At 28.0% G+C, this 12,769-nt stretch carries 11 protein-coding genes; 9 read left to right on the top strand and 2 right to left on the bottom strand.

What is annotated here, in order from left to right; genetic code table 11:
• The first annotated feature begins 825 nt into the window (after positions 1-825).
• From B3603_RS21650 to B3603_RS21620, 7 genes are all read left to right on the top strand, one after another.
• Positions 826-2,127 carry an IS110 family transposase gene (locus B3603_RS21650; RefSeq protein WP_291568889.1) on the top strand — a complete coding sequence of 434 codons (1,302 nt, stop codon included), beginning with the start codon at positions 826-828 and terminating at the stop codon, positions 2,125-2,127.
• 423 nt (positions 2,128-2,550) lie between these two features.
• Complete coding sequence (locus B3603_RS21645; RefSeq protein ID WP_291568886.1) at positions 2,551-3,888, top strand: sigma-54 interaction domain-containing protein; 1,338 nt, start codon at positions 2,551-2,553, stop codon at positions 3,886-3,888.
• A 421-nt stretch (positions 3,889-4,309) separates the two neighbouring features.
• Entirely contained in the window at positions 4,310-5,662 is a 1,353-nt protein-coding gene (locus B3603_RS21640) for an acyclic terpene utilization AtuA family protein (RefSeq protein ID WP_291568884.1), read from the top strand.
• 4 nt (positions 5,663-5,666) lie between these two features.
• Entirely contained in the window at positions 5,667-5,966 is a 300-nt protein-coding gene (locus B3603_RS21635) for an AtuA-related protein (protein WP_291568882.1), read from the top strand.
• 100 nt (positions 5,967-6,066) lie between these two features.
• Entirely contained in the window at positions 6,067-7,365 is a 1,299-nt protein-coding gene (locus B3603_RS21630) for a CitMHS family transporter (protein ID WP_291568880.1), read from the top strand.
• Between the two features lie 124 nt (positions 7,366-7,489).
• Positions 7,490-8,137 (top strand): CoA transferase subunit A, encoded by a 648-nt coding sequence (locus B3603_RS21625; RefSeq protein WP_291568878.1) that lies wholly within the window; start codon positions 7,490-7,492, stop codon positions 8,135-8,137.
• Between the two features lie 2 nt (positions 8,138-8,139).
• Positions 8,140-8,802: a 3-oxoacid CoA-transferase subunit B gene (locus B3603_RS21620; RefSeq protein WP_291568876.1), complete on the top strand. Its 663-nt coding sequence runs from the start codon at positions 8,140-8,142 to the stop codon at positions 8,800-8,802.
• A 247-nt stretch (positions 8,803-9,049) separates the two neighbouring features.
• Here B3603_RS21620 and B3603_RS21615 read toward each other — a convergent pair whose 3' ends face one another.
• Both B3603_RS21615 and bcp read right to left on the bottom strand, forming a co-directional pair.
• Positions 9,050-9,583 (bottom strand): GNAT family N-acetyltransferase, encoded by a 534-nt coding sequence (locus B3603_RS21615; protein WP_291568874.1) that lies wholly within the window; start codon positions 9,581-9,583, stop codon positions 9,050-9,052.
• Between the two features lie 262 nt (positions 9,584-9,845).
• Positions 9,846-10,313 carry a thioredoxin-dependent thiol peroxidase gene (gene bcp, locus B3603_RS21610; RefSeq protein ID WP_291568873.1) on the bottom strand — a complete coding sequence of 156 codons (468 nt, stop codon included), beginning with the start codon at positions 10,311-10,313 and terminating at the stop codon, positions 9,846-9,848.
• 304 nt (positions 10,314-10,617) lie between these two features.
• Between bcp and B3603_RS21605 the strand changes: the two genes are divergently transcribed.
• Together B3603_RS21605 and B3603_RS21600 are read left to right on the top strand one after the other, a co-directional pair.
• Entirely contained in the window at positions 10,618-10,896 is a 279-nt protein-coding gene (locus B3603_RS21605) for a hypothetical protein (protein ID WP_291568871.1), read from the top strand.
• A gap of 681 nt (positions 10,897-11,577) precedes the next feature.
• Positions 11,578-12,360 (top strand): CPBP family intramembrane glutamic endopeptidase, encoded by a 783-nt coding sequence (locus B3603_RS21600; protein WP_291568868.1) that lies wholly within the window; start codon positions 11,578-11,580, stop codon positions 12,358-12,360.
• The last annotated feature ends 409 nt before the right edge of the window (positions 12,361-12,769 follow it).

Below are 12,769 nucleotides of genomic sequence, written 5' to 3'. Positions count from 1 at the left end.
CGATTCCTGCTCGAGCCACCAATAACCTAGATTAATAATCTAGGTTATTTTTTTATGCAAAATTTTATATTTTAGCTTTATATTATAGATATATCACTTCTAAATTTAATCTATCTCTGAGAATAATTAACACTTATTGGTATTGTCACTAAAACTACTAAATTCAAAATTCACAGTTCAAAATTCACAATTTTAGATATTTCTCAGTTACCACTGAGAAATTTAGAATTGATTAACCCTAGCAGTGAACAGTGTTCGCCATATATTATTGAATAAATATTAAACTATAAGACGTATTAAAAAGAACTGGCGAACACTGTTCGTCCCTACAATAAAACACTAGCAATTGTATTGCTAGCTAAAAAATCCATTAAAGAAATTATTTTGATCAAAAAAATTTCCACCTTGTATAATGTAGTTACAATATTTGATAGAAAGCTAATCTCATTTCTAACGAACATTGAATCACATTATTTTATTAACATTCTTAAATTTAATATTTTTCATACAACACCTTTAGGTGTAAACAGCATATCTTTAGTTTAATTTTTTAATTAGTTTTCTATTAAGATCCCTATCGGGAATCTAACCAAATTAAATATTTTTTAGTATAATACTCCTGAATAGATGATAGATGTATTCCACCTGGGAAGCACGTAGTGCTCATGCCCGTAAATAAGCGTATCATTCCATCAGGTAGAATTCTATGTTTAGCTGGTTGGGTTTCCTTTTGGGAATTACCCGTGTCACAGACAAGGTTATAAGCTATCTGATAGATTGGAATTTCTATTCTATCTCAAATATAATTCAAAGGAGATATATACAATGTCCAAATTTTTTAATAATCCTGTAGTAGGGATTGATGTTTCAGCAGATTTTTCATATGTTGCAATACTTGCACCTAATGGTGATATTTATAAGAAATCATTTAAGATAAAGCATGATGTTTCTGGTTTTAATTATTTATTGAAAGAAATAAAAAAAGCAGAAGAAGAGTTTAACATGAAAACTGGCATTTTCATGGAGTCCACTGGTGTGTACCACTTATCTCTTTTCCACTTTCTTAATAAAAACTTTGATAACACATTTGTTATCAATCCACTCATTACTAATTGTAACAAAAATAGAGATATAAGAAAAGTGAAAAATGATAAAAAAGATGCTTTATCTATTGCCAGAATAGGTAAATTCCAAAATATTAAACTTTCACAAGGAATTAGTCTAGATATATTTTTATTACGATCTCTTATAAGAGAATATTATAAATTAACTGATACTTGTTCAACATTTAAGAAAAAATTATCTGCTGATTTAAGAGTGATTTTTCCAGGTTACAATACAGTATTCTCAAATACAACTTCTCCTAGTTCAATTGCTATATTAAGTAAATATCCATCACCTAAAGCAGTGCTAGACGCACCCAAAGATGGTATTTTAGACATACTTATTACTAAATCTAAAAAAGGTGTTTTGTGGGCTGAAAAAATTTACTCTAACTTATATAATATTGCAACTGAAGCTAATGTTATTGGATTACCCTTATCGGGTATATCAATTAAAATCACCAGTAAAATAGCATTAATCAATGCTATAGAATCTGAAACACTTAACTTGTTAAATGAAGTAAAAAACTTAATTAATTCTACCAACTTTCCAAAACAAGTTAGAACTAATATTGAACTCTTAACTTCAATTCCTGGTATAGGTGGATTAACTGCTATTACCCTAGTTGCTGAAATAGGTGATATTAATGGTTTCATAAAACCTAAACATCTAGTTGCTTTCTTTGGGATAGACAGTTCTGTTAATGAATCTGGTAATTTTAAAGGTAACCAAAATAAAATTTCTAAACGTGGAACTCGTATTGGAAGACGAGCTTTATATACTGTTGCATTAGCCTCCATAAGAAAAAGTCGTAACGGAGTTCCTATTAATAAAGTTTTATTAGATTACTATCAAACAAATCTTAAAGGCAAGAAGTCAAAAGTAGCATTAGTTGCTATAATGCATAAAATATTAAACTATATTTTTGCAACACTTAGAAATCAAAAACCTTTTGAACTAAGAGATCCTAGAATTCACAAACAAATGTTTTTAGAAAATAAAGCGATAGCTGTCGCTGTATAAAAAGTCCATTTTTTGTAATCGTTCGTATTTTAAAATGGTCTTTTTGTCATACCCATTTTTCAAGGGAAAATTTTTTTTACATTATACTTGACTATTATTAGCTGGTCTTAATTGTGCATTTTGCATTGTGAATTAAAATACCATAGAGATATACATTAATTTTAAAAGTAGTTTATCTATAAATCAATTTATAAATATATTATAATGTGTTTGTAATATTTAAGAATAAATATATAATAATATTAACTATAGTATGAAGTATAAAAAATAGTCGATGAAATAAAAACTTCAGAAAAGAAGAAAGTTTAATCAACAATTTGGATTAAATACTAATGAATTTCTAAAAAAGAATAACTAGTATAATAAGCAAAAAATATAGTATGTATTTAATAACATAAGATTATATTAAAAAGGAGATGCCTAATGAAGATTACAGAATGGATGGAGAAAATATTCAATTCTTTAAATGAAGGAGTACTAATTGTAGATAGAGAAGGAAATATCTTATTTTTCAATAAGGCTTATTCAAATTTTATAGGTAAAAATCTTAATGATGTTGAAGGATTACCTATAAGGGATATTCGTCCAGGCTCCCTGATACAAGATGTAATGGAAACAGGAGTAGCTAAGTTAGGAGTTCTACGTAAAGAAAATAATGATGAATATTTTTGTAATATATCTCCTATTATTTCAGATGGAAAGACAATTGGAGGTATATCAACAGTTACATTTTTAAAAGATGCTGTCTATTTAAGTAAAAAAATTAAAGAGCTAGAGAAAAAGAACAAGTATTTAATGGAGAAAATTCATCGTACAAATGGTACTAAATACACTTTTAAGAATATTATCGCTGTAAATGATACTTCAATACTTACTAAAAATATAGCACAAAAAATTGCACATTCAGATGTTTCTGTGCTTATTGAAGGTGAGAGTGGAAGTGGTAAGGAAGTATATGCACAATCTATACATAATGAAAGTGAAAGAAGCAAATATCCTTTTGTAGCTATAAATTGTTCAACTTTAACACCTACAATGCTAGAAGGTGAATTGTTTGGATATGAGGATGGGGCTTTTACTGGAGCTAAGAAGGGCGGAAAAATTGGTTTGTTTGAAAGTGCGAATCAAGGAACGATATTTTTAGATGAAATATCTGAAATGGATTATTCATTACAGGCAAAATTATTACGTGTATTACAAGAAGGGACTATTAGAAAAATTGGAGGAACTAAAGAAATTGACATAGATGTTAGAGTTATTTGTGCTTGTAATGTAAATTTAATGAAATATATTGAAGAGGGTAAGTTTAGGAAGGACCTATATTATAGAATTGCAGTTTTCCCTATTCATATAGTACCTTTAAGAGAAAGACGAGAAGATGTACCATATTTATTAGACTTCTATCTACAAAAGTTAAGTAATAAGCTTAGAAGAAAGATATCTTTAACAGACAAGGCAAAAGCTTCACTTTATAATTACGACTGGCCTGGAAATGTAAGAGAAATGAGAAATGTTCTTGAGTTTTCATCTATAATGGCTACAGATGGTTTTATAAGAGAAGAAAATTTACCGGCTCCTATTACTGAAAATTCAAAAGAATCGGAACCAAAATTTTATAAGCTTTCTGATAAGATTAAGAAGTTTGAAAGGGAAGAAATTAATAAAGCAATTGAATATTTTGGTGATACTGTTGATGGGAAGAAAGAGGCAGCTAAGCATCTAGGGATATCTTTATCAACTCTTTATTATAAGCTTAGTTAAAAGTTATTTGCATTTCTTAAATTTAGGAAAGTAGTATACTTTTATTCTTAAATTTAAGAAATTATAATTAATAATGAGTTCACCAAATTTTTAAATATATAAGTTAAAATTTCGAGGTTATTATTCTTAAATTTAAGAATAATAACCTTTTCATTTGCAATATATTCTCGGTTTTAAGGCATTTCTAGATATTCTAAATTTGGCATATAAATTGCTTAAGTATATATTAAGAAATTATACTACAAACCTTTACATATACTTTATTTAAATTTAGTGGCCACTAAATAATATTTGAGATTGCTATGTATATTGTAAATTAATAATAGTGAAAATTGATTTTTATAATATGTATACTAATTGCTAGAGTGATTAATTTAATCATACAGAGCATTATTACTTAATTTGAAAGGAGTAATTATTTATGAAAAAAATTAGAATTGGAAGTGGTGCTGGCTATGCAGGTGATCGTATTGAGCCAGCAGTAGAAATAATGGAAAAAGGAAATGTTGACTATATAATTTTTGAATGTCTTGCTGAAAGAACTATAGCTATTGGGCAAATGGATAAGCTTAAAGATCCTACAAAAGGTTATAATCAATTACTTGAAAGTAGAATGAGAAAAATTCTTAAACTTGCAAAAGAAAAGGGAATTAAAGTTATTACTAATATGGGGGCTGCTAATCCGGTTTCAGCTGTTGAGGCAAGTATAAAAATAGCTAAAGAACTTGGAATTACAGGCTTAAAATTTGCAGCTGTTACAGGTGATGATATACTTCCAAAAATTTCAGATTATTATAATAACGATGTTCTTGAATTAGATTGTAAACTTGGTGATATTAAAGAATCTATTTTATCTACTAATGTGTACCTTGGTGCGGAAGGAATTATAGAAGCGTTAGAAAATGATGCTGATATAATCATAACAGGTCGTGTTTCTGATCCTGCACTTTCTATCGGACCTTTAAGATATGAGTTTGGATGGAATATTAATGATAATACTCATGAAATAGGACAAGCAGTTTTAGTTGGTCATTTACTTGAATGTGGTGGACAGGTTACTGGGGGCTATTACGCAGATCCTGGTATTAAAGATGTTGAAAACCTTGAAATATTGGGATTCCCAATAATTGAAATCGATGAAACTGGTAAATTTACTGTAACTAAGGTTGAAGGTTCTGGTGGATTAGTTAGTACTGACACTTGTAAAGAGCAAATGATTTACGAAATACATAATCCAGAAGCTTATATGACTCCAGATGCTATAGCCGATTTTTCTCATGTAACATTCACTCAAGAAGGTAAAGATTTAGTTAAAGTTGAAAATGCTAATTCTAAAGGAGTACCTGAAACTCTAAAAGTGAGCATAGGTTACAAAGATTGCTTTATTGGCGAAGGCGAAATTAGTTATGGCGGTACAAATGCTCTAGCAAAAGCTCAACTTGCTGCTGATATTGTTGAAAAAAGGCTTAAACTAACTGGTGTTCAAATAGAAGAATTAAGAATTGACTATATTGGTTTTAATTCACTATATAAAACAAAAATCTCTAGTCAGTATGCTCCAGAAGTATTCCCAGAGATTAGACTTCGTATAAGTGGAAGGACTAAAGATAGAGAAAATGCTATTTTAATTGGTAATGAAGTTGAGACTCTTTACACTAATGGCCCTGCAGGTGGTGGTGGAGCAACTAAAAAAGTAGTAGAAGTTGTTTCAGTTTGCTCAATATTCGTTCCTAGAGATATCGTAAATATAGAAGTAAGCTATCAGGAGGTATAATAATATGAAATTAAAAGATGTTGCACATGGAAGAACTGGTGATAAAGGTGATATTTCGAACATTTCTGTTATTGCATACAGAGATGAAGATTATCCTATGTTAAAAGAAAAAGTTACTGCAGAAAAAGTTAAAGAATATTTTAGTGAAATTTGCAAGGGTGAAGTAGTAAGATATGAGATCGATAGTATTTGTGCTATGAATTTTGTTCTTGATAAGACTTTAGGTGGTGGAGTTACAAGAAGTCTTGCTCATGACAAACATGGAAAAGCTCTTGTTATGGCTTTAATGGAAATGGAAATCTAGTAAAAATAAAAGCTAAATAACTATTTATTTAATAGGTAACATAAATATTGTAGCTGTTACTTAGGACGTGATCTGAAATGAAAAATATAGGAGGTAAATTATGTTAGCATTCTTAGGGCTTTTAACAATTATATTATTACTTGTGTTAGTTATGACAAAAAAAGCATCACCAACAGTAGCATTAATTGTAGTTCCGGTAGTTACAGCAGCTATTGGTGGTTTTGGGCTAGAAATTGGTGAATTTATGACTAGTGGAATTAAAAGTATATCAACAACAGGGGTTATGTTTATTTTTGCTATTTTATTCTTTGGGGTATTAAGTGATGCAGGAACATTTGACCCAATCATAAGGAGAATTATTAAAGTAGTTGGCAAGAATCCAGTGAAGATTGCAATAGGAACTGCAGTTTTAGCAATGCTTGTACATCTTGATGGTTCAGGGGCAGTTACATTTTTAATTACAATACCAGCAATGCTTCCACTATACGATGAACTTGGAATGAGAAGAACAACTTTAGCTACCATTGTTGCACTGGGAGCTGGTACTATGAATATATTGCCATGGGGCGGACCAACTATTCGTGCGGCTTCATCATTAGGAGTAACTCCAACTGAATTATTTAACCCAATGTTAGTTCCATTCTTAGCAGGTATTATATTTGTACTTATAGTAGCTTTTTTACTAGGAAAAAAAGAAGCAAAACATATTGGAAATATTGAAAATACAAAAATCATAGAAGTCGATGAAAAGGTTAATGAGGAAAAAGCGAAACTTGCAAGACCAAAACTTTTTTTATTTAATATTTTATTAATAGTTATAGCAATCACTATTATGATTACAAACAAATTACAGCCACATGTAGTATTTATGCTTGGATTATGTATTACTTTAGTAATCAATTATCCATCTGTAAAAGAACAAAAGGAACGTATAGATGCACATGCAAAAGAGGCCTTAATGATGGCTAGTGTTTTATTTGCAGCAGGATGTTTTACAGGAATAATGAAAGACTCAGGAATGATTACTGCTATGGCGGAAGTTGTAGTTGATATGATACCACCATCTTTAGGTAGACTAATACCGGTAATTACAGGGGTAATTTCTATGCCAGCCAGCTTATTATTTGATCCTGACTCTTTCTACTTTGGTGTATTACCAGTGTTAACAAGTAGTGCAAATCAATTTGGAGTACAAGGAATTATGGTTGGTAGAGCGGCAATCCTTGGACAAATGACAACAGGATTTCCTATAAGTCCATTAACGGCATCTACATTTCTTCTAACTGGATTAGCAGGTGTAGATATTGGAGAACATCAAAAGAAAACCATTCCATTTGCATTTGCATGTACTATAGTAATGCTTATAGTAGCTATAGTTTTAAGAATAATATCATTATAAATTGTATTAAATAAATTTTAGTTTAATAGAGGGTAGTAGGATATTAGCACATACTGCCCTGTATCATTTTTAAAATTCTAAGTTCGTTTTAAATTGAATTTATATTTGAGTAGGAGGTAGCAATTTGAGCAAAATTATTTCAATGAATAGTGCAGTAGAGATGATAAAAGATGGGATGATCGTTATGGTGGGGGGATTTCTTGGGGCCGGTGCTCCAAATAAAATACTTGATAAATTGGCAGAAAGTGGTGCTAAGAACCTTACAATAATTTGTAACGATACTTCTTTTCCAGAAGTTGGGCTTGGTAAGCTTATTGTAAATAAACAAGTAAAGAAAGCTGTTGTATCTCATGTTGGAACTAATCCAGAAACAGGCAGACAAATGAATACTAAGGAATTAGATGTTGAGCTTTCTCCACAGGGGACACTAGCTGAAAGGGTTAGAGCTTATGGTGCTGGATTAGGTGCAGTAGTTACACCTACTGGTATTGGAACAATCGTAGAAGATGGTAAACAAAAACTTACAATAGAAGGTAAAGAATATTTGCTTGAACTACCCTTAAAAGCGGATATTGCATTAATTTTTGGAAGTGTTGTAGATAAAAAAGGAAATATTTTATATAAGGGAGCAACAAGAAATTTTAATGATTTAATGGCTAAATCATCTGATATTGTAATTGTAGAGGCAGAGAAGATTGTAGAGGTTGGTGAAATTTCTCAAGAATCAGTTAATACACCAGGTATTTTTGTTGACTATATTGTGGAGGTGTAAGGATGAATAAATCTCAAATTAAAGAAGTTATTGCAAAAAGAGTTGCTAAAGAATTTAAAGATGGTGATGTTGTAAATTTAGGAATTGGATTACCCACAATGGTTGCTAATTATATTCCAAATGATATTGATGTTATATTACAATCAGAAAATGGATTTATTGGTTTAGGTCCTGCACCAGAAGCTGGCAAAGAAGACCAAAACATTGTAAATGCTGGGGCACAACCTGTCACTATAAAAGAGGGAGGCGCATTCTTTAATAGTGCTGAGTCCTTTGAAATAATAAGAGGAGGACATGTTGATGCAACTGTACTAGGTGCATTACAGGTGGATGAGAAAGGAAACCTTGCAAATTGGATGATTCCAGGTAAAATGGTTCCAGGTATGGGTGGAGCTATGGATTTAGTTGTGGGAGCTAAAAGGGTTATTGTAGCTATGGAGCATACTGCTAAAGGAAATTATAAAATATTAAAAAAGTGTACATTACCTTTAACTGCAGTTAATGAGGTTGATTTAATAATTACAGAAATGGGCGTAATGAAAGTTACTAGTGAGGGGATTGTTTTAAAAGAAATAAATCCTGAATTTACAATTGAAGATGTAAAAAATGCTACAGAGGCAGAATTAATTATTGATACAAACTTAAAGTTAATGTGCCAATATTAATAGACATCCATTATTTTAAATTTAATATCATTTTTAAAATAAAGCGAACCAAATGCTATAATATTATATAAATTAATCATAAATTAAATAACTACTTATGGAGATAGTGTTTGGTTCGGTAAAAAATATTAATAATAACTGTGTTTTAAATTACATTAAGTAGTATTTCAATTAAAATAAAAAATTCAATATATATTTATAAAATACGTTGAAATATAGAAGTTATATATCTATTACTACTAGCACTTTAATCTTCACTTACTTTTTTATATAAAACATGTTTTCTAAGCTTATTTACCTGTGCTATATTTGGATGTTCAAATTCTTGTGCATATTTCATTCCTATCTTTTTCATAACATTTATTGATCTTACATTTAATGCAGAGGTGAAGGACACAATTTCTTTAAAACCTAAATTAATAAATCCATAATCTAAGCATTTTTTAGCTGCTTCTTGTGCATATCCTTTCCCCCAATATTTATATGCTAATCTCCATCCTATTTCAACACATGGGGTGAAATTTGATTCAAACTGTGGAATTGATAATCCAACAAAACCAATAAATTCATTTGTTTGCTTTATTTCTACAGCCCATAGGCCAAATCCATTATTTAATATATGCATTTTGATTTTGTCCACCATTTGTTTTGTTTCAATTTCAGTTAATACTTTTGGAAAATATTCCATTACTCTAGGGTCTTTGTTCATTTTAGCAAATTTTGGAATATCAGTATCTAGCCAATTGCGTAGTCCTAATCTACTTGTCTCAATAATATACATAAATTCCTCCTTAAAGACTATCTAAGTTAATTTTAATATTATTATAAGTAAGTATATTATAATTCTTAATATTTTTGTTGATAATGTGGATAATATTTTATCTTGTGTTAATAATTATTTATATTAATTTAGGTTTGTCTATCTTTAAAAGAATATATAACTAATGTTCTAAGAATTTTTAACTTATATATGTTACATTGATTTAAAGTACAGAAAAATATAAAAACCGTCACTCAATTTTGAGGAAGGTTTTTTATAATTATTACATATTAGATATAAAATCCACTACGGATTCTACATGTCCATCAACTTTTACTTTTCTAAAGACTTTTGATATGTTTCCACCTTTATTAATTATAAATGTACTTCTTTCAATACCAATAGATTTTTTACCAAACATAGTTTTTTCTTTTAATACATTATATAATTCACAAACAACTTTATCTACATCAGATAGAAGTATGTAGTTTAATTCATGTTTATTTATAAACTTTTCATGTGAATTTAAATTATCTTTACTTATTCCTAATACAATGGTATTTAACTCATCCAGAGTTTTTAGATGCTCCTTAAAAGAAACAGCTTCTTTTGTTCATCCAGGAGTGTTATCTTTTGGATAGAAAAATAATACTACATTTTTTCCTATATAATCACTTAATTTATGAGTATTTCCATCACTACCTGGTAAAGAAAAATCAGGAGCTTTCATATTTTCATTTAAAATTTCCATATTCTCACCTTCTCAATCAGTTTTGGTAATAGATGACATTCCATCTATTACTAAATAGTATAACACTTTATTTAGAATTTAGTAAAAATATGTTTAGGATTTTTATTGATTAAATAAAATAACTTTTTATATTGTATAACGTATATTAAGTGGAAACTAAATAATTAAATATCAAAAGAATATATAAAGGGTAGTTATATAGAGAAGGAGAGAAAAGTATGAAAAAAACAAATTAATAATATTTGTTTTAGCTTCATCAATAATAGTTAGAAATTTAATTATTATAGCAAATGCACAACCTAATTTGCCATTACAAGATGTTCAAAATATGATAAGTGAAATAAAAGATCAAGTCTCTAGACCAGTACCAGTTGAATTAGAAGAAAGTGGAGAGTGTATAATTGTAACATTTGTTATTCATGAAAAGTTTGATGAAGAGGTTGAAAAGATAAAATCTAATCCTAATTTTGAAGTAAAAGAAATTAATAAAGAAAGAATAACTGTAAAAGTATTGGTTAAAAATCAAGAAATATTAAAACCTATTTTACAGGAATGGGATGGAATGCTTTCTAGACCACAATAAGGAAATCTATATTCTTCACTTCAAATAGAAGAAATAAATGAGAATAAGAAGAACATAGGTTACATTCCTAAAAATGTCTATAATCATAATGGTGATATAATAGGTCAAACAAGAAACATTATGATTCAACCTGTACCTATAGAATTAATAAAAAACAAATATAATGCAATTATAAACTGTATGATAAAAAGTGATTTTAATACTCAGATTAAAAACCTTCAATTAAATACTGACTTTAAAATAAAAAAGTAGATAGGAATATATTAATAATATAAGTATCAACTGCTAATAAACACATAATTGATAATATAAACAAGCAAATAAGTGAGATGACAAATCACATATAAGATTAATATAAGAAAATATAGTTTTTTAATATGATATCTGTTTTTAAATTATTACTCTATTAATATAAAAATAAATATAGTAATTTATTATGAGATTTTATAATAAATTTTAAAAGAATTGACTATAATTTAAATAGTCAATTCTTTTTTATAAGTATTAAAGCATTTTCTACACAAATAATATCAAATCTAAATAATAAGAAAATAAATTATAGGCTTTTAATATAATTATTAGATTTTAATTAAGGGGCTATGACTTCATTGAAATATTTTAAGAACTATATATAACTGGTAGAGATAAAAACAGTATAATAGTTATCAGGAGATGAGTGTTATGGAAAGTCATTTAAGATTAATCTCAAACATAGTATTATATTTATTCATATATCTATTAGGACAATTTCTATCAATATTATTGGTTACTATACCTTCAATATTTTATTATGCTTATCTAAATATAGAATTAAAAGAGGTACTATTAAGAATAGATAAAAATCTCTTAATAACAGTATCTATAGGAGCAATGATCAGCTTAATTATCTATACATTGATTCTAAGAAAAAATAAGAATAATCTTTGGAAGAGATGTAATTTTAGTAATATAACTATGAAAAGTATAATTTTTATTGGAATTATATCTATATGTTACTCTGTGATTTCCACTTGTTTTGTTGGTTTTAGTTATAAATTTTTTTCAGTCTATAATGCTATAGTAAGTTCTTCAGTTTATAATGAAAGTATTCTATCTTTAATTAGTGGAATAATATTTATACCTATTTTTGAAGAAATACTTTTTAGAGGCATAATATTTAATGAGTTAAGAGATAATCTTTCACTAATTACTAGTATATTAATACAAGGATTTATATTTGCAGTAATGCATGGAAATATAATTCAGGTTATTTATACATTTCCACTAGCTATAATGTTAGCTTTAGTATATGTATGGACAAATTCTATTTGGGCAAGTATATTGCTACATGTATTTTTTAATTTTACGGGTATGGTTATAACTCCTAATATAGTAAGTTTAAATGTATTAACTATAGCACTAATCCCTTCTATAATACTCTTAGTTATTGTGTTTAAAGACTTTAAAAAATTGCTTTTAGAGTAATATAAGGATATATCAATTTTAAAACTCAAATATAACTATCATATATACTTTAGAAAAGCATTTATATAGTGGTATGTTTTAAATGTTAAAATGGATTATTTATATATAGATATAGTATATTATCTTTAAAATTATAAAAATATGTGTATACTTAACCGTGTGTATCAGTAAGCATAAATTCTAGAAATAGAGAGGAAAAACTAGTATTTAAAATATAATTTATGTAAATTAGAAGATTTTAAGTAACATGTTATTGTAGCTTTGATATAATAATGCTTGTCCCTAAGAGATGTAAAAACAAATCTTGGTGATGAGGTTTAGTTTTTATTAAAGACAGTTAAACAAGTTTAAAAAACTTAAAAAAACTGTTGACAAGAAAAAACAAAGCTGATAGAATAGTAAGAGTCGT

The organism is Clostridium sp. UBA2485 (assembly GCF_002341865.1).
Taxonomy (GTDB): Bacteria; Bacillota; Clostridia; order Clostridiales; family Clostridiaceae; genus Clostridium_J.
The sequence above is the reverse complement of the archived record's forward strand: the minus strand, read 5'-3'. Positions and strand labels throughout refer to the sequence as shown.

Bases quoted from the DNA above. Each gene is read 5' to 3' on its own strand.
- B3603_RS21615 (WP_291568874.1), bottom strand. From the start codon at position 9,583: ATGTATATTATTGAGACAAGTAGATTAGGACTACGCAATTGGCTAGAT.
- B3603_RS21645 (WP_291568886.1), top strand. From the start codon at position 2,551: ATGAAGATTACAGAATGGATGGAGAAAATATTCAATTCTTTAAATGAA.
- B3603_RS21635 (WP_291568882.1), top strand. From the start codon at position 5,667: ATGAAATTAAAAGATGTTGCACATGGAAGAACTGGTGATAAAGGTGAT.
- B3603_RS21600 (WP_291568868.1), top strand. From the start codon at position 11,578: ATGGAAAGTCATTTAAGATTAATCTCAAACATAGTATTATATTTATTC.
- B3603_RS21650 (WP_291568889.1), top strand. From the start codon at position 826: ATGTCCAAATTTTTTAATAATCCTGTAGTAGGGATTGATGTTTCAGCA.
- B3603_RS21640 (WP_291568884.1), top strand. From the start codon at position 4,310: ATGAAAAAAATTAGAATTGGAAGTGGTGCTGGCTATGCAGGTGATCGT.
- B3603_RS21630 (WP_291568880.1), top strand. From the start codon at position 6,067: ATGTTAGCATTCTTAGGGCTTTTAACAATTATATTATTACTTGTGTTA.
- B3603_RS21620 (WP_291568876.1), top strand. From the start codon at position 8,140: ATGAATAAATCTCAAATTAAAGAAGTTATTGCAAAAAGAGTTGCTAAA.